Source organism: Citrobacter sp. RHB35-C17, assembly GCF_013816795.1.
In the GTDB taxonomy this organism is placed as follows: Bacteria; Pseudomonadota; Gammaproteobacteria; order Enterobacterales; family Enterobacteriaceae; genus Citrobacter_A; species Citrobacter_A amalonaticus.
Genome location: NZ_CP057150.1, coordinates 3984223 through 4002721 on the forward strand (window position 1 = coordinate 3984223; position 18499 = coordinate 4002721).

At 52.8% G+C, this 18499-nt stretch carries 18 protein-coding genes; 10 read left to right on the top strand and 8 right to left on the bottom strand.

The features are described 5' to 3' along the window. The first annotated feature begins 97 nt into the window (after positions 1-97). A complete protein-coding gene (gene mdtM, locus HVZ37_RS19005) occupies positions 98-1330 on the top strand; it encodes a multidrug efflux MFS transporter MdtM (protein WP_181628497.1) in 1233 nt (410 codons plus the stop codon). 30 nt (positions 1331-1360) lie between these two features. On the opposite strand, the gene metC is transcribed toward mdtM, so the two are convergent. Further along, positions 1361-2551: a cystathionine beta-lyase gene (metC, locus tag HVZ37_RS19010; protein WP_181627884.1), complete on the bottom strand. Its 1191-nt coding sequence runs from the start codon at positions 2549-2551 to the stop codon at positions 1361-1363. A 25-nt stretch (positions 2552-2576) separates the two neighbouring features. Next, positions 2577-3815 (bottom strand): dicarboxylate/amino acid:cation symporter, encoded by a 1239-nt coding sequence (locus HVZ37_RS19015; protein ID WP_181627885.1) that lies wholly within the window; start codon positions 3813-3815, stop codon positions 2577-2579. A 224-nt stretch (positions 3816-4039) separates the two neighbouring features. On the opposite strand from HVZ37_RS19015, the gene HVZ37_RS19020 reads away from it, so the two are divergent. The 8 genes from HVZ37_RS19020 to HVZ37_RS19055 all read left to right on the top strand — a co-directional run bounded on the left by HVZ37_RS19020 (position 4040) and on the right by HVZ37_RS19055 (position 11083). Then, entirely contained in the window at positions 4040-4966 is a 927-nt protein-coding gene (locus HVZ37_RS19020) for a LysR family transcriptional regulator (RefSeq protein ID WP_044264488.1), read from the top strand. Positions 4967-5016: 50 nt separating this feature from the next. Then, positions 5017-6300, top strand: coding sequence for a DUF445 domain-containing protein (locus tag HVZ37_RS19025; protein WP_044253863.1), 1284 nt, complete (start codon positions 5017-5019; stop codon positions 6298-6300). A 9-nt stretch (positions 6301-6309) separates the two neighbouring features. Continuing rightward, entirely contained in the window at positions 6310-6549 is a 240-nt protein-coding gene (locus tag HVZ37_RS19030; RefSeq protein ID WP_054176782.1) for a DUF2164 domain-containing protein, read from the top strand. A 96-nt stretch (positions 6550-6645) separates the two neighbouring features. Beyond that, positions 6646-7797, top strand: coding sequence for a double-cubane-cluster-containing anaerobic reductase (locus tag HVZ37_RS19035; protein WP_181627886.1), 1152 nt, complete (start codon positions 6646-6648; stop codon positions 7795-7797). Between the two features lie 9 nt (positions 7798-7806). After that, positions 7807-8574 carry a putative 2-hydroxyacyl-CoA dehydratase activator YjiL gene (gene yjiL, locus HVZ37_RS19040; protein WP_181627887.1) on the top strand — a complete coding sequence of 256 codons (768 nt, stop codon included), beginning with the start codon at positions 7807-7809 and terminating at the stop codon, positions 8572-8574. Then, the gene (locus HVZ37_RS19045; RefSeq protein WP_042999294.1) at positions 8571-8846 is read left to right on the top strand and encodes a DUF3343 domain-containing protein; all 276 of its coding nucleotides are present in this window, start codon (positions 8571-8573) and stop codon (positions 8844-8846) included. The genes yjiL and HVZ37_RS19045 overlap by 4 nt, the downstream gene beginning before the upstream one ends. A gap of 194 nt (positions 8847-9040) precedes the next feature. Next, positions 9041-9805: a YjiK family protein gene (locus HVZ37_RS19050; RefSeq protein ID WP_230324088.1), complete on the top strand. Its 765-nt coding sequence runs from the start codon at positions 9041-9043 to the stop codon at positions 9803-9805. Between the two features lie 78 nt (positions 9806-9883). After that, entirely contained in the window at positions 9884-11083 is a 1200-nt protein-coding gene (locus tag HVZ37_RS19055; RefSeq protein ID WP_181627889.1) for an MFS transporter, read from the top strand. Here HVZ37_RS19055 and HVZ37_RS19060 read toward each other — a convergent pair. From HVZ37_RS19060 to HVZ37_RS19085, 6 genes are all read right to left on the bottom strand, one after another. Continuing rightward, positions 11067-11291 (bottom strand): hypothetical protein, encoded by a 225-nt coding sequence (locus HVZ37_RS19060; protein WP_042999291.1) that lies wholly within the window; start codon positions 11289-11291, stop codon positions 11067-11069. The genes HVZ37_RS19055 and HVZ37_RS19060 overlap by 17 nt on opposite strands. Before the next feature lie 20 nt (positions 11292-11311). Further along, entirely contained in the window at positions 11312-11512 is a 201-nt protein-coding gene (locus tag HVZ37_RS19065; protein WP_042999290.1) for a hypothetical protein, read from the bottom strand. 618 nt (positions 11513-12130) lie between these two features. Next, positions 12131-12550 (bottom strand): hypothetical protein, encoded by a 420-nt coding sequence (locus HVZ37_RS19070; RefSeq protein ID WP_042999289.1) that lies wholly within the window; start codon positions 12548-12550, stop codon positions 12131-12133. A gap of 245 nt (positions 12551-12795) precedes the next feature. After that, positions 12796-14115, bottom strand: coding sequence for an MFS transporter (locus HVZ37_RS19075; RefSeq protein WP_225851818.1), 1320 nt, complete (start codon positions 14113-14115; stop codon positions 12796-12798). 50 nt (positions 14116-14165) lie between these two features. After that, entirely contained in the window at positions 14166-15083 is a 918-nt protein-coding gene (locus HVZ37_RS19080; protein WP_044264501.1) for a hydroxymethylglutaryl-CoA lyase, read from the bottom strand. 11 nt (positions 15084-15094) lie between these two features. Continuing rightward, entirely contained in the window at positions 15095-16291 is a 1197-nt protein-coding gene (locus HVZ37_RS19085; RefSeq protein WP_042999286.1) for a CoA transferase, read from the bottom strand. Positions 16292-16526: 235 nt separating this feature from the next. On the opposite strand from HVZ37_RS19085, the gene HVZ37_RS19090 reads away from it, so the two are divergent. Further along, positions 16527-18455, top strand: coding sequence for a sigma-54-dependent Fis family transcriptional regulator (locus HVZ37_RS19090; RefSeq protein ID WP_090048341.1), 1929 nt, complete (start codon positions 16527-16529; stop codon positions 18453-18455). Positions 18456-18499: the final 44 nt, after the last annotated feature.

Genomic DNA, 18499 nt, shown 5'->3' on the forward strand with positions numbered 1-18499 from the left:
TGTTCTCTCTTTTCTGCCTGATGTCCCTGTGACAGTATTGAATTTCGTTGTTCCCGTTAAGGGGTTCTCCACATGGAGTTCGTTTTGTATGCAATGGATTATTGAGTTTTTTAAGCGGCACGCCACGACGCTGTTCTTTCCGATGGCGCTGATTCTGTACGATTTTGCCGCCTATCTGTCGACGGACCTGATTCAGCCGGGCATCATCAACGTCGTGCGTGAGTTTGACGCCGATGTCAGTCTGGCACCGACGGCGGTCAGTCTCTATCTCGCCGGAGGGATGGCGCTGCAATGGCTGCTGGGGCCGCTTTCCGACCGGATCGGTCGTCGTCCGGTATTGGTCACGGGGGCGCTCATTTTTTCCCTCGCCTGTACCGCCACGCTGTTCACCACTTCAATGACACAGTTTCTGGTCGCGCGCGTGGTGCAGGGCACCAGCATCTGCTTTATCGCGACGGTCGGCTACGTCACGGTGCAGGAGGCGTTCGGACAAACGAAAGCCATCAAGCTGATGGCAATCATCACCTCTATCGTGCTGGTAGCGCCGATCATTGGCCCGCTTTCCGGTGCGGCGCTGATGCACTTCGTCCACTGGAAGGTGCTGTTCGCCATTATTGCGGTAATGGGTTTTATCGCCTTTATGGGCCTGTTGCTGGCGATGCCGGAGACGGTCCAGCGCGGCGCGGTGCCGTTTAGTGCGATCAGCGTCGTACGCGATTTTCGCGATGTCTTTCGCAACCGCGTGTTCCTCTTTGGCGTCGCCACGATCTCGCTAAGTTACATCCCAATGATGAGTTGGGTCGCCGTTTCCCCGGTGATCCTGATCGACGCGGGTGGCATGACGTCCTCCCAGTTCGCCTGGGTACAGGTTCCTGTGTTCGGTGCGGTCATCGTCGCCAACATGGTCGTTGCTCGTTTTGTGAAAGATCCGACCAACCCGCGCTTTATCTGGCGTGCGGTGCCCATTCAGCTCAGCGGCCTGTTTGTACTGATCGCCGGGAACCTGCTCTGGCCTCACGTGTGGCTGTGGTCGGTGTTGGGCACCAGTCTGTATGCGTTTGGCATTGGGCTAATCTTCCCGACGCTGTTCCGCTTCACGCTGTTTACCAACAACCTGCCGAAAGGAACCGTGTCGGCCTCGCTGAACATGGTCATTCTGGCGGTGATGGCCGTTTCCGTCGAAATCGGTCGCGGACTGTGGTTTAACGGCGGCCGGATCCCGTTTCACCTGCTGGCAGTCATTGCGGGAGTGGCGGTGGTATTCACGTTGAAAGGGTTGTTAACGCGGGTACGCCAGTATCACGCAACGGAACTGGCAACAGAGAAGTAAAATCAGGCCCCGCCATGCGGGGCCGTTTTTTTAAGCAATGCGGGCAAATCCGGCTTCAAGGTCGGCAATCAAATCGCCGACATCTTCCAGGCCGATATGCACCCTCACCAGCGTCCCGCTGAAATCAACCTCACCGGCCGGGCGAATGCTGTTCAACTCTTCCGGTTGGTTCGCCAGAATCAACGACTCAAATCCGCCCCATGAGTAAGCCATGTGGAACAGCGAGAAGTTATCGAGGAAGTTCGCTAACTGTTCATCCGTCAGTCGCTTTTTCAGCACGAACGAGAACAAACCAGAACTGCCGCTGAAATCACGCGTGAAGTATTCGTGGCCCGGACATTCCGGCAGTGCCGGATGATTCACCCGCGCCACTTCTGCGCGTGCCGACAGCCAACTGGCAATCTGAATGCTACTCTCCTGATGCTGCTTCAGACGCACCGACAGCGTACGCAGGCCGCGACTGCCGTTATACGCGGTATCGGCATCCAGCGTTTGCCCCATCAGATACGAGTTTTCACGCAATTGGTCCCAGCAACGGGCGTTGGATACCGCCGTTCCCAGCATGCCGTCAGAGTGACCAATCGTGTATTTGGTGCCTGCCTGAATCGAGATATCCACGCCGTAGTCCAGCGCCTTAAACAACACACCAGCCGCCCAGGTGTTGTCGATCATAATGACGATCTCCGGGTTCACCGCACGAATAGCCTTCACCATTCCCGGCACATCCTGCACTTCCATGGTGATCGAGCTCGGTGATTCAAGGAACACCACTTTGGTTTCTGGGCGGATCAGATCGACAATTCCGGCGCCGATCATCGGATCGTAGTACGTCGTTTCGACGTTGAATTTGCTCAGGATCTTATTGCAGAAATCCTGTGTTGGTTCATATGCCGCCCCGGTCATCAGCAGATGATCGCCACGTTGTACAAACGCGAGGATCGCGTTTGTCACCGCCGCCGCACCGCACGGATAGAGCGCACAGCCGACGCCGCCTTCCAGTTCGCTCATCGCTTTCTGAAACGCGAAGTGGGTATAAGTGCCGCGACGACCATAAAACAACTCACCGTTTGCGCGATTGGCGGTGGCGAATTTTTTGTCCTTCACGGTATCAAACACCAGCGAAGAGGCGCGCTGGATAACCGGGTTTACCGCGCCCTGAGTATAGCGTTTATCGCGTCCGGCGATGACCAACTGGGTTTCGAGTTTCACTGAATCTTTCATAACCTTCTTATCCTTAATCCGTGCGTTAAACCTCGGCGGCCGTCGCCGTCGCATTCATCTCTGCATTCACCGACTTTTTCCCGGAGAAGCGTTCTACAATTTGTGCCGCATTCAAATCATGAATCACGTTAATTAGCGTCGCCGGGGCATCGGTAATGGTACCCAGCACCACCAACATCGGAATGGTTTCCATCGGCAGTCCCAGCGTGGTGACGATAAAGATCTCCCCAAGGAACGCCCCGCCCGGTACGCCGCCGACGATAATCGCGGAAAGCACGGCAATCAGCATGGTCAGGAAGAAGGTTTCCGTGGTGAATGGGATCCCCAGCACCGAGTAAATAAAGACGATCTTCAGCGCCGCAATCATCGCCACGCCGCCTTTGTTCAGGTTGACCAGCAGTGGGATCGAGACATCCACAATTTCCGGGTTAATCCCCATCGCTTTGCCCGCGCGCAGCGTCACCGGCAGCGTGCCCAGCGAAGAACAGGTACCCAGCGCCGTGACAGAAGGCTCAATGGCGTGACGCCAGAAGGCCTTCACCGCCGGTATGCCGCCGCCAATGTAAGAGTAGAGAATAGAGCCGAAAATGTAGTAAGCCAGCGTGGCAACCATGAACAGAACAATTGCCCGGGCAAAGGTGAGCAGCAGTCCGGAATCCTGGCTGGCCATCGTCGCCGCAAAGTAGCAACCGAGCCCCAGCGGCGCGACCTTCATGATGATCGACACGATCTTCATAATGACGGTGTTGGCATCGTCCAGCAGCGAGGCAATACGTTTACCCGGCTGTTCTGACTGACCAATCGCGATCCCGGCAATGATCGCCATCACGATCAGCGCGAGAATATTCGACTTAGAAAACAGACCAATAAAGTCGTTGGTGGTGATCATGCTGACAAAATCCATCTTGCCGCTGCCCGCCTGCACAGACTGCGAGAGATCGATAGTGACCCCCTGCGCCGGGTTGTACCACAGGGCTAACGCCACGATGCCGGCCGCCGGAATAAACGCCATCGCGATGGAAACGATAAAGATAATCGCCATAATTCGCCCTAAGCGTTTCAGGTCGGTCATACTGGCGATAGAGGACATTACGCTGATTCCCACCAGCGGAACGATAATCATAAATAACAGGTTCAGGAAAATCTGACCTATTGGCTGGAGTTTACTGGCAAACGCGGGGGCTAAAATCCCTAATAAACCACCTGCCACCAGAGCAAGTAATAAAATAATTGACGATTTGTAGGGTTCGAGTCGTGTCCACATAATCGGTACCTTTTATAAGAATGGAATTAAATGAGAGTAAATTCACAATTTGGCGACGTTCTGTTTTTGCCTCCTTACTATTTGTGACGCACCTCACTTAAGTTGTTATTTTTTCATTTTGTGCGCATGTCGTTTCCTGTGATTCAATAGTTACATGTTTCAAAACCCAATGTAACGGCCTATTCGTACCGTTTTTGCAAATCACTTATGAGCAAAAGGAAACAATGAGCGCACCCATTTCTCTCAAGCACTTAGAATTTTTTGTCCGGATTGTGGACTGCGGAGGTTTATCTGAAGCCGCGGTGCAACTTAACGTGTCACCGTCCGCGGTCAGTAAAAGTCTGGCGGCAATGGAAGATACGCTGGGGACAACATTAATTAAGCGCACGACCCGCAGTATTACGCTGACCGACGCCGGGCAATATTTGTTTAACCGGGCCAATAAATTACTGAAAGAATTTGATGAAACGCTTAATACCACCTCTGGTTATTATCATAATCCGCAGGGTGAATTACGCATTACCTGTTCGATTGCCTTCGGCTATTCCCGACTGGTCAATCTGGTGGACAAATATCGCACCCAGTACCCGGATGTGAACCTGTATATCGATCTCAACGATAACTTCGTCAATCTGAACGACACGGATTTCGATATCGCCCTGCGCATCTCCACCGCCCCGCCGCAAAACTATGCCACGCGTAAACTGGTGCCGATCCGCTGGGCGTACTGCGCCTCCCCCGGTTACCTCGCGAAGAAAGGGATGCCGCTGCGTCGTACCGATCTGGTCGATCACGATTGTCTGGTTTATCCTGGCCTGACCCCGGTTCTGAAGGTTGCCGACGAGCAGGATCGCCTGCATCAGCTAAAACTGCATATGCCGATCCAGGCCAATAGCAGCCTGGTCCTGCTGAAGTCGGTGCTGGAAGATCAGGGCGTGGCCTATCTGCCGACCTATCTGATTGGCGATCATATCCAGAAAGAGGAGATCACCCCGCTGATGCTCGACGGCACGATCGCCTGCGAAACGCACACCCTTTACGCGCTCTATTTCCCCAGCAAATACAGCAATCCGAAGGTGCGTTCGTTTATTGATTTTTTGGTCGCGGAGTTAGGGACACTGCCAGCGTGGGACAACTGGATCCCCGGCTGATCCCCGGTTGTTTTTGCACGATCCCTCCGTCTGGCTCTATCCTTAAGCGTATGAATAAAATTGCTGAACTCAAACGCGCCAAACTGCTGGCGCTTTCGTTACTGCTGATCGCGGCCACCACGTTCGTCATCACCCTCTTCCTGCCGCCTGGTTTTTGGGTCAGCGGGATCAAAGCCATTGCCGAGGCGGCGATGGTCGGTGCCCTGGCGGACTGGTTCGCGGTGGTGGCGCTGTTTCGCCGCGTCCCTCTCCCGTTCATTTCGCGGCACACGGCGATTATTCCCCGCAATAAGGACCGCATCGGCGAGAATCTGGGGCAGTTTGTGCAGGAGAAATTCCTCGACACCCAGTCCCTGGTTGCGCTGATCCGCCGCCATCAACCCGCGCTGCTGATTGGCAACTGGTTCAGCCAGCCGGAAAACGCCCAGCGGGTCGGACAGCATCTGTTGCAGATCATGAGCGGCTTTCTGGAACTGACCGACGATGCCCGTATCCAGCGCCTGCTAAAACGGGCGGTGCATAAGGCGATTGATAAGGTCGATCTCTCCGGCACCAGCGCCCTGATGCTGGAAAGCATGACCAAAAACGATCGACATCAGGTTCTGCTCGATACGCTGATCGCCCAGTTGATATCCCTCCTACAGCGCGACAGTTCGAGGACCTTTATCGCCCGGCAAATCGTCCACTGGCTGGAGACCGAGCATCCGCTGAAGGCTAAAATTCTGCCTACCGAATGGCTGGGCGAGCACAGCGCGGAGCTGGTATCGGAAGCGGTGAACTCGCTGCTCGACGACATCAGCCACGATCGCGCGCATCAAATCCGCCACGCCTTCGATCGCGCCACGTTCAGGCTTATCGACAAACTGAAAAACGATCCGGAGATGGCGAACCGGGCAGAAAGCATCAAAGATTACCTGAAAGAAGATGAAGCCTTTAACCGCTACCTCGGCGAGCTGTGGGCAGATTTACGTCAGTGGCTGAAGCAGGATATCAACGCCGACGATTCCAGGGTGAAGCAGCGAATCGCCCATGCCGGACAGTGGTTTGGCGAAACGCTGATCGCCGACGATGCGCTGCGCGCTTCGCTCAACGGCCATCTGGAGCAGGCCGCCCATCGGGTGGCGCCGGAGTTTGCCGCCTTCCTGACCCGCCACATCAGCGATACGGTGAAAAGCTGGGATGCCCGCGATATGTCGCGGCAGATTGAACTTAACATCGGGAAAGATTTACAGTTTATCCGCGTCAACGGCACGCTGGTGGGCGGGACGATCGGGCTGGTCTTATACCTGTTATCGCAACTTCCCTCACTGCTGCCCGCACTGTCCACTTTTTAAGGAGAAAAAATGGCTGACATTACCCTTTCCCCGACGCAGCGCGACGGTCTGCGCGATGCGCTCAGAGACTACTGCCGCGATCATTTCGAACTGGAGCTGGAACAGTTCGACGCTGAGTTTTTTATTGATTTCATTAGCGAAAAACTAGGGCCTGTGTACTACAACGCGGGCATTGAGGAGGCGATTCGCACGCATCTGGCCTGGAGCGAGCGCATCCAGGAAGAGATGGATCTGAAGAAGATTTTATAATGCCTTACCTGGCGGGAGATCAATAAACCCATAACATTGACATGGTTATAATGCGAGCACTTTTAACATCTCCCGTGTCACGGGGAAGGAAAATCCATGTCGCTTATCACCGATCTGCCCGCCATTTTCGACCAGTTCTCTGAAGCCCGCCAGAAAGGCTTTCTCACCGTGATGGATCTCAAAGAGCAGGGTATCCCGCTGGTGGGAATCTATTGCACCTTCATGCCGCAGGAGATCCCGATGGCGGCGGGTGCGGTGGTGGTCTCGCTGTGTTCAACGTCGGATGAAACCATCGAAGAAGCCGAAAAAGATCTACCGCGCAACCTCTGCCCGCTGATCAAAAGCAGCTACGGCTTCGGCAAAACCGACAAATGCCCCTATTTTTACTTTTCCGACCTGGTAGTGGGTGAAACCACCTGCGATGGCAAAAAGAAAATGTACGAATATATGGCGGAGTTCAAAGCCGTTCACGTCATGCAGTTGCCAAACAGCAGCCAGGATGCCGCCTCACGCGCGCTGTGGAAAGCAGAAATTCTGCGTCTGCAACAGGCTGTGGAAGCACGCTTTGGGACGCCGGTTACCGAAGCGGCACTGCGTGACGCCATTGTCCTCAAAAACCGTGAGCGTCGTGCGCTGGCGAATTTCTATCGTCTCGGGCAGCTTAATCCCCCTGCATTGAGCGGCAGCGATATCCTGAAAGTGGTGTACGGCGCGACCTTCCGCTTTGATAAAGAAGCCCTTATCGACGAACTGAACAGCATGGCTGAACGCGTGCGCCAGGCATGGCAGGATGGTAAACGACTGGACGCCCGTCCGCGTATTCTGATCACCGGCTGTCCGATCGGCGGCGCGGCAGAAAAAGTGGTGCGCGCCATTGAGGAAAACGGCGGTTGGGTGGTGGGATACGAAAACTGTACCGGCGCGAAGGCGACCGAGCAGTGCGTCGCGGAAACTGGTGACGTATACGAGGCGCTCACCGACAAATATCTCGCCATCGGCTGTTCGTGCATCTCTCCAAACGATCAGCGCCTGACGCTGCTCAGCCAGATGGTGGAAGAGTACCATGCAGACGGCGTGGTGGACGTGATTTTGCAGGCCTGTCATACCTATGCCGTTGAATCACTGGCAATTAAGCGCCATGTTCGCCAGCAACACAACATTCCTTATATCGCCATTGAAACCGACTACTCTACCTCGGATGTCGGCCAGCTCAGCACCCGCGTCGCGGCCTTTATTGAAATGCTGTGAGGAGCAGGCGTGACGTATTCGATAGGAATTGATTCCGGCTCGACGGCGACCAAAGGCATTTTACTCACCGGCGGTGTGATTGAGCGCCGTTTCCTGTGCCCGACGCCATTCCGCCCTGCCGATGCCATCCGCGAGGCCTGGGAGGTTCTCGCGGAAGGTCTGGAAACGCGCCCCTACCTGACCTTAACCGGCTATGGCCGCCAGCTGGTTGATTTTGCCGACAAGCAGGTGACGGAAATCTCCTGTCACGGACTGGGTGCGCGGCTGCTCGCACCTGCCACCCGCACGATCATTGACATCGGTGGACAGGATAGCAAGGTGATCCAACTGGATGACGATGGTAACCTCACCGACTTTCTGATGAATGACAAATGCGCGGCGGGCACCGGGCGCTTTCTGGAGGTCATTTCACGCACCCTGGGCGCCAGCGTGGAGCAACTCGATACCATTACCGCTGGCGTTGCGCCGCACGCCATCAGCAGTATGTGCACCGTTTTTGCCGAATCCGAAGTGATTAGCCTGCGCTCTGCGGGTATCGCTCCGGAAGCGATCCTCGCGGGGGTGATCAATGCCATGGCGCGACGCAGCGCCAATTTCATTGGTCGACTCTCTTCAGAAGGGCCACTGCTGTTTACCGGCGGCGTCAGCCACTGTGCAGCGTTTGCCCGGATGCTGGAAGGCCATGTCGGTATCCCGGTAAACACCCACCCGGACGCGCAGTTTGCCGGCGCCATCGGCGCGGCGCTGATCGGCCAGCGGCAGAGAACGCGCGGATGACGGAATACCTGTTTTTATTTCATTCGACGGTTGGCGTGATCCAGACCCGCAAAGCGTTGCAGGCCGCAGGCGTGACCTTTCGGGTCGCCGACATTCCCCGCCAGTTGCGCGGGGGCTGCGGACTGTGCGTCTACCTGCATTGCCAGCCCGGTGAACAAGATCGGTGGGTGATCCCCGGTCACACCGAATCAATCTACCGCCTTGAGCAGGGCGACTGGCAATGTGTGGCAACCTTCGACGCGCCAGCACGTTGCCCCGCGAAACCACGATAAATGTCACTATGCAATTATCACCCGTTTAAGGATTCATTAAGATTAATCTTTATACTTTCTCCCTTAATGTCTTTGATTTTATTTAAGGAAGAATAATGAGATTGTCCGCCCGATATCTGAATTCACCTCTGAGAATCATGCTTCTTCTTACTTTACTCATTGCGGGGGCGAGTTATGTCATATCGGGTAACGCCATGCCCGACAATGACAATAACTCCCTTGCCGATTATCGCGCGACGATAGACGCTAAACAGATCGCGGGCGTGAAAAAAAATGTCTCCTCACTCACCTGGTCCGATAAAACGAATACGTTGTTCAGCACAATCAATAAACCCGCCGCGATTATTGAATTAACCCGCCAGGGTCAACTGCTGCGTACCATCCCACTCGATTTTATTCGCGATCTGGAGACGATCGAGTTCATTGGTAACGACACATTTGTCATCAGCGATGAAAGTGACTATTCCATCTACGTGATTACCCTCAATGCGCAGTCACAGGTCAACATCGTCAAAAAGTTAACACTTAATCTCTATGAAACCCCGACCAACGACGGTTTTGAGGGCCTCGCCTGGTCACGTGAAAAAGAGACATTCTGGTTTTTTAAAGAAAAGAGACCGATTGGGATCTATAAAGTGACGGGGCTGCTCAATAATGACAATCTGACCATCAGTAAAGACCATGCGCTGCAACAACAGCTAGGTGTGCAGGATATTTCAGGCGCGGAGTTTGATCCGCAGCGGAACAGCCTGCTGATCCTATCTCACGAATCACGAGTGCTCAAAGAGGTCAGAACCGACGGCAACGTTCTCGGCGTCATGCCGCTAACCGAAGGTCACCACGGGTTGGCGCACACCATACAGCAGGCTGAAGGGATCGCGATGGATAACCAGGGGACGCTGTTTATCGTGGCAGAGCCCAACCTGTTTTACCGCTTCACGTCTGAGAGCGCACAATAATACCGCCATCGCCTTACCCATTTGTTATAAATTTGTTACTCTCGCATTTCGCTCACGACAAATAACAATGGGTACGGCATGAGCCAGCAACCGCACATCGCAGACCGGTATTCACTGCGCACCGCCCTTTTCGGGATGATGGTCCTCGCGCTGGGCATGGGAATTGGCCGTTTTCTCTATACCCCAATGCTGCCCGTACTGCTGGCTGAGGGGCGCTTCACGTTTTCCGAACTGTCGTGGATAGCCAGCGTCAACTATGCGGGATACCTGGTCGGCAGCCTGTTGTTCTCGTTCGGGCTTTTTCATCTGCCGGGACGTTTACGCCCTATGCTGTTGAGTTCAGCGGTGGCGACCGGCGCACTGATCCTCGCGATGGCGCTATTCTCCAATCCCATGGTGGTGATGCTGGTGCGCTTTTTGGCGGGAGTCGCCAGCGCCGGGATGCTGATCTTTGGCTCCACGCTGGTGCTACAACATACCCGCAATCCTTTTGTCATTGCCTCGCTGTTTTCTGGCGTCGGCGTCGGGATTGCGCTGGGTAACGAGTACGTGATTGCTGGTCTGCACTTTGCGCTCTCCTCCCACGCGCTGTGGATCGGGGCGGTGGCCTTCTCGGCCGTCCTGGCGATGTTGCTGGTGCTGCTGCTTCCGTCCCACGCCCACACGCTGCCTGCCGCCACCCAGGCAAAAAGTGACCCACAGCCGATGCGCTGGTGGCTATTGGCGCTGCTCTACGGACTGGCAGGATTCGGTTACATCATCGTTGCCACCTATTTACCGCTTATGGCGAAAGGGGTGGGTTCTCCACTGCTGACGGTTCATCTGTGGACGTTGGTCGGTGTCTCAATTGTGCCGGGCTGCTTCGCCTGGCTGTGGGCCGCGAAACGCTGGGGAGTGCTGCAATGCCTGACGGCAAACCTGGTGATTCAGGGGGCCTGTGTGATCCTGACGCTGGCCAGCGGCTCTCCGCTGTTGCTGGTGCTGAGCAGCGTGGGGTTCGGCGCAACGTTTATGGGCACCACCTCGCTGGTCATGACCCTCGCGCGACAGCTTATTGTGCCGGGAAACCTCAACCTGCTCGGGTTTGTGACGCTGACCTACGGTATCGGCCAGATTCTGGGTCCGCTGTTAACCACGCTGTTAGGCAGTGGCACGCAGGCGATTACCGATGCCACGCTGTGCGGCGCGCTGGCGTTATTTATCGCCGCGACGATCAGCGCCCTGCAATTCTATAAACAAAAGCGTTTGTTGACGTGCCGCATCAAAGACATGCGCTGACCATAATACGGGGGACCTGGTGGATCCACTCCAGTAATTCGTAAAGCAGCGAAGCCGTGACGATTTTACTGGTTGTCGCGGTTGACCAGGGAAAGAGCGTTACGCTGAGTTCCCACGTCATGAGCGAGACAGTTGTCACGACCAGGGTCAGTCCTAATGCGGTGACGGTAATACACGCCATGGCGCGCCAGAGAGGTAAAAACATCATCCTGTAAAATCCGCCCGCACTTATTCACGGCCGCCTTCATTGGCGGTGCGATGCAGCATGAGCGCTTCGGCAATAATGTCCTGTTTGCTTTTACGCGTTTCTAACGCCAACGCCCGAACGTAGTCCCATAGCGTAGTCTCAACACGGGCGCTTAACAGCACCATATCTTTAGAACGGGTTCCCCTGGCTTTACGGGTATCGGGATAATCGCGGGAAGGCATCGTCGGCTCCTGAAGGCTATGTCGTCTTAACTGGGGAGGAATATGCAGTTGGTCGAATAACAAGTCAACGTACAAAATTTCAGCAGCCGGGTGATAGAAATGTTAAGAAAACGCCTTAAAATGGAACGCTGTTTCAAGTGAAAGATAGCCCGTAGCAGGCTAATGATGTCAGGGTTTATTTACATGTTCTGATTAATTCAGTGCATTTCAGCCCCTGCGCTTCCGGCAAAACATTCACCACGATTATTGAAAATTCCTATGCGCCAATAAGTTACTTACAGGATAAATGTTTACTTTGAAGGCAATAACTGGCTTTTTTAGAGAGAGTTACGACGATCTCTTTCAATAATTTTCGCTAACGTCACTTCTTTTCTTTGTTATCAGACGTCTTACCACCGCCACCATAAACGCAATAAAGGTAAACAAGTCGTAAATAAGGACATTTTTTAACGACGCAAATTAAGTGCGTATCAATTGATATGGATCAATTTTAAAAGCTGAATTTTGCCAGATTTTGGTAAGAATCTGATGAAGCGCACAAATACCGACTGCTTTTGTACACTAAATTTTACGCCACCAGACATGCCTGTCATCCGCGGGTGATATTGACTTTACTTTTCATCGCCACACTTCCAGCACGACGGAACCAAAGTTATTCCAGTACATCCCCGACATATCATTTGCAAACACCACTAACTCACCGCTGCGGGGCGCAATCCAGCCATTATTGAGCCGGGTGCCGTCGCCAATCACAAACATGGTATCGGTTGATTTATCAATAGTACCAATCAGGGTAAACCAGGTCGCAGATTCGTGGCGGCAACGCAGCCAGAGTCGGGCAAAATTCAAATAGCCGACGGTGTAACCGTTCGCGTCACAATAATGCCCCATATCGCACCACTTTCCGGTGACATGAAAGAAATACCTGACGCCCTGCTCAACAAACAGCTCCGTTTCAACCCATTTATCGCGTGAGCGAATTTGAGTTCGCTTCACCCGTCGTGAAGCCAGTGGCGGAACGCACATTCGATCAACCATACATCATCACCTTTGCGCAAACACAGTTATGCAGGCCGCCAAAGGCCGCCCGGATAAAACGATGACGAACAGAAGGGGTAACACTAATTTTTATGAACTCTGCGGCCGCGCTCCATAACAGGAAAGTTGTAATCAGCGCGTGCCGTTTCATACCTTTCATTGACCTGACGCGATAGCGCCTACAGATGCGCCGTTCAACGTGCGGGTAAGCAGCCCACGCGCTTACCCGCACAGTATCTTACGGGTTACCGGTAGTTGACCTTCATATTTTTCGACAACGGTTCAATGACCGTGGAGACCAGAATAAAGCACAGAACACAGAACCCGGTCATCGCCATGAATACCGCATCCCAGTTGTAAGCATCCAGAATAATACCCACGATCAGCGGCATACACATGCCACCCAGTTGCCCGCCCATGTTGATCACGCTGTAAGCGATCGGATAAATGTCTTTATTCGCCCGCCCCATCGCGTAGACCGAGTAAGCCGAATAGCCCAGCGACAGCATCAGCCCCAGCAGGAACAGCATCAGCGACAGAACGATTTTGCTTTCTGGCGCATAAACCAGTGAGTACATGGTGAAGATCGTCGCCCCGGCGCTGAGCAACATCAGCGGTTTACGACGCTTGTTCAGCACCCGGTCAGAGAGCACGCCGCCAATAAAGTTGCCCATGACCGTCCCGAGAAACGGTGCGGCTGCCAGTGCGGCAGAACTCGTCAGATCGAATCCGCGTTCGGTGATCAGATACTTGGGCAGCCATGACATCAGCACGCTGACAATCCCCACCATCGAGAAGTATCCCAGCGCGACGCCATAAATATCCCAGCAGCGGAAGACCTGTTTTGAACAGGAGAGTTCTTCAACCTGCTTTGTGCGAATTAGCTTGTCGAGCCAGCAGTAATTGAACTCAGGAACGGCCGGAGCGGCGGCTTCCTGAGTCGTCGCCGGAAGCTGTTCTTCGCGGATGTAAGCGACCTCTTGCTCATTCACGAAGCGGCTCTCTTCCGGCTTATTGCGAACCATCAGATACCAGAAGATCGCCAACAGCAAGCCCGGAATGGCAAAGAAGACAAAGATATAGCGCCATCCCCAGACGGTGATGATCCAGGCGCACAGTGGCGGGACGATCAGTGGACCAAACTTGGATCCTGCCAGAAACAGCCCGGTTGCCGTCCCTTTTTCCTTCGGGGGAAACCACTGGTTGATAGTCACCGTCGAGCCAATAACCACCGGTGACTCACAGACGCCCACCATAAAACGCAGGATCTTCAGCAGGAAAATGTTATTCACCATCCCCATCAACCCCGTAAATACGGAGGTTAATAACATCCCCATCGCAAATGCATTACGCATGCCGAACTTCTTAATCAAGTACCCGGCAGGAATTTGAAAAAACGCATAGCCGGCAAAGAACAGGCTGATTAACAGTCCTGCCATGGTATTTGAGATTTGAAATTCTTCCTGAATAAACGGAATAGCAAAGCCGATATTTGCGCGATCGGCGTTAGCTACGGTGTAGGTTACAAAAATAAAACTCATGACCCACCATCTGTAATGGGTCATCTTCGGCTTCCCGATATTATTATTCATCATGTCTGTTTCCGTATCAGAGGTCAGATTTTTTCGCTGCAAAAATCAAATTCACTGTAGGTTCTGGCTCGCGAAAGACTGCTCAACAACGTCGGTTCAATCGTGCTGCGGATCAGGTTTGCGATATCCAGCAGGTCAGGCAGTGAGATACCGGTATCGAACCCCATTCGGTTAAACATATTCACCGCATCCTCGGTGGCGGCATTACCGGCGGCCCCAGGCGCAAACGGGCACCCGCCCAGTCCACCGACAGCGGTCTCAAAGCGCGTTATGCCCGACTGAACGCCAGCAAACATACAGGCCAGCGCCATACCGTGGGTGTTATGCAGATGCAAACCAATGTCCATTTTGGGGAATTTCTGCTGGATCCCGCGCAGTACAGATAATGTCTGAGTCGGATTGGCGACGCCGATGGTGTCGCACAGGGTTACCGCCGAAATCCCGAGATCATCGGCAAACTTGATCATATCCATCAGCGTTTCACGACTGGTCTCGCCAATAAACGGGCAGCCAAATACCGTCGCCAGCGACAGCGTAATAGTCATATCCGGGAACGTGTGGCGAATTTTATAAAGATCCTCCAGCGACTCGGCATGCGTCCGGTTAATGTTGGCCTTGTTATGCGCCGGACTGACCGAAACCACATAGTTAATATTTTTAATGCCGGCCTCACTGGCGAGACTGGCCCCCTTCACGTTCGGTACTAACACTGACGGAATAATATGCGGATGCGTGTTCAGAACATGCTGAATAACCTCACGGGCATCGCTCATTTGTGGAATCGCCTTAGGACTAACCATCGAGGTGATTTCCATCGCGCCGATCCCCGACTCGACCAGACGATCGATAATTTTTATTTTTAAATCGGTAGGAATAAACGCTTTGATGTTCTGAAAACCATCTCTTGGCCCGACTTCAGTAATCTGGATAAATGTCGACATGGCAGAACCCCTTACAGAACGCCGGAACGAATAAGCTGCTCAATTTTTTCATCTGAATAGCCCAGACGTTCTTTAAGCACTTCGTAATTATGTTGACCAAGCGTGGGCGCAGGCATTCTGATTGTCGCCTTGTTGTTCGTGAATTTAACCTGATTGCCGGTCATGGTAATTTTCCCGGCGACGGGGTGTTCAATATCGACAAACATTTCGCGGGCACCAGCAATATGCGGATCCTGAGTCACGCGGTCGATGGTATTGATCGGCGCAGAAGGTATACCGGCATCCAGTAGCATCGACACGATGGTGTCGATATCTAAATCGCGGGTCCAGCATTCGATAATGTCTTTCAGCTCGGCGTGATGAGCGACGCGGTCGAGGTTAGATTTAAATTTCTCATCTTCCAGCGCGCTGATTTGCAGAACGTTTTTCAGCAGGCCATATAATTTGTCGTTGCCGCAGGCAATAATGACGTAACCGTCACGCGCCTGGAAAGAGTCATACGGGTAAATCGCTTCATAGCGGTTACCAATACGTGTCGGAATACGTCCTGTATTAAGGTAAATAATGTTGATAATTTCCAGCGACGACACCATCGAATCGACCAGCGCAATATCCACTTTTTCGCCGACACCGGTTTTCAGGCGATTGACGTAAGCGGCAAGCACGCCAATAGCGCAACTCATCCCCCCGACCACATCCGCAATAGCTGTCCCGGTGCGCGTAGGCGGCGTATCAGGCCAACCGGTGGTGCTCATCAGTCCGCTCATGGCCTGGCCGATGATGTCGTAACCCGCGCGTTTCGAATACGGGCCGGTATGACCAAAGCCGGAAACGGCGCCGTAAATAATCGCCGGATTCACCTTACGCAAATCCTCATAGCCAAGTCCCAGTTTTTCCATCACACCCGGACGGTAGTTTTCCAGAACCACATCGCTGTCGCGAACTAAATCGAGAAATATCTGCCGACCTTCTTCAGATTTAAGATTCAGCGTCATTCCGCGCTTATTGCGGTTTAAATTCATAAAGTAGGCGCTTTCGCCATTAATTTGCGGCGCATTGGCCCGCGAATCATCTCCTTTCCCCGGCAATTCGATTTTAATCACATCCGCGCCGAAATCCGCCAGCATCATTCCGCAATAAGGGCCAGCCAGCACCCGGGTTAAATCCAGCACACGAACACCGCTTAATACACCAGACTGTTTGTTCATTCCTTCCCTCACTTTTTAGTAGATAAAGCACAAGGCCGCTTGCCTTATAGATTGTCTAATCCAATATGTGTGCCAGGAATGAATAAATCGGAAGTATTTAATCTAACCAAATGAAACAAATACATTTATTGCATTTTGCTATTTATCTGAGAGAAAGAAAAATGGCTTTCAATTTTGAAATTCATAACAGTTGTGATATTGGTTTATGATAGCCACAAATTTTCCATGGTGATTTATGTCACATAAAACGTTACCGAATCTGGCCTTAATAACCCCCTATCCGGCACTGGCAGCCGTGGTGACTGAGCAGTGCGCCGGTATTTTTAACTGCCATGTTTTTCACGGAAGCCTGGAAAAAGCCGCGGGGATTGCGCGAAATCTCGACCCTGATTTTTATGACATCATTATCAGCCGTGGCGGTACGGCGGACTATATCGATCGCGTAACCAAAATTCCGGTAGTACGTATTCTCACGTCCGCGCTGGATTTGCTTAAATCGCTCACGCCACTGAAAAAACATCCGCATAAAATCGCCTTTTTTAATTATCAGAACTATTTATCTGACGTAAATCTGGTGGCAACCGCGCTGGACGTGGAGATCGAAGAATTTATCTTCCTGTCGCACGCCGATATGGTCGATAAACTCAAAAAATGCCGTGCACGTAATTTCCAGACGGTGGCGGGAGGATTACCGGTTTCAGACACGGCGGAACACTATGAGATGCACGGGATTCTGATCGAAAATGGTCTGGAATCGGTGAACAGCGCGCTACGCGAAGCGATGGCAATCGTGGAGACGACCCGTCGCAAGCAGCAGGATATGGCGCGACTGGAGATCATCCTCTCTTCAATTACGGAAGGGATCATCGTCACCAACGAAAATAACGAGATCCAGATCTTCAATAAATCCGCCGAGAACATATTTGGCCTGATGGCCTCGCAGGTGATTGGCAAACCGGTGGATACGGTCATTAAAAATACGCGGATTAACCAGGTATTGCTGACAAAATCCCCCGAGATCCGGGAGATTATGGATCTGGACAATACCTCCATCATTACCAGCCGGGTGCCAATATTTCGTGGTACGCAGTGTATTGGGGTGGTGTGTTCGTTTACCGATACGCCGCAAATCCAAAAAGTGGAGCGGATTATTCGCGGCAAGCTGATGAAAAAAGGCTTCACTGCCCGTTACCGGTTTGAGCATATCCTCACGCAAAATAAACACATGGAGTCGGTCATTCATCTGGCAAAAATTTATGCCAATACCCACTCCCCGGTGATGATTTATGGGGAATCCGGCACCGGTAAAGAGCTATTCGCGCAGAGTATTCATAACCAGAGTAAACGCCACCGGGGTCCATTTGTCGCCATTAACTGCGCCGCCATTCCGGAAACCCTGCTGGAAAGCGAACTGTTTGGCTATGAAGGGGGCTCTTTTACCGGCGCGCGGCGCGAAGGAAAAGAAGGTCTGATAGAACTGGCGCACCAGGGAACCTTATTTCTCGATGAAATTGGTGAACTGCCACTGCCTATTCAGAGCCGCCTGTTACGCGTCTTACAGGAATACGAAATTATGCGGGTGGGGGGAAAGGATATTATCCCTGTCGATGTGCGTATTATCGGCGCCACTAATCGATCGCTGGAAAAAATGGCGGAGGAAGGCTCGTTTCGCGGCGATCTCTACTATCGGTTGAACGTCTTACCGCTAATGGTGCCGCCGCTACGGGAAAGAGACGGCGACGTCCGTTTTCTGGCTGGGCACTTCCTCGAAAAATCGGGCTGCGGGCATAAACTGGCGCAGTTCATCGCCCTGTTTTCCACTTACAACTGGCCGGGAAACGTGCGTGAACTGAATTTTATTATTGAGCGGCTGGCACTATTATCGGCCGGATTTCCGGACGCTTCGCTGTTTGAGATATTAAATCTGACCGGTTTTAACGCGCTTAAATCCTGCAACGCGTCACAGACAAATGGGAGGATCGTCGCGGATCTGAGTAAAGGACAACTGAAAGTCATCATTAAAGATCTCGAGCGACAGATTATTGCGTTCTACATGGATCTTTTTGAACAGGATCAAGAGAAAGTCGCCGCCCATCTGGGGATCAGCAAAATGAGTTTATGGCGAAAATATAATCAGAATGTTATTGATGTGGGAGAGCAATGATATATTCCAGGATCATTTCAAAAACGCCGGGGAATTCTGCACTT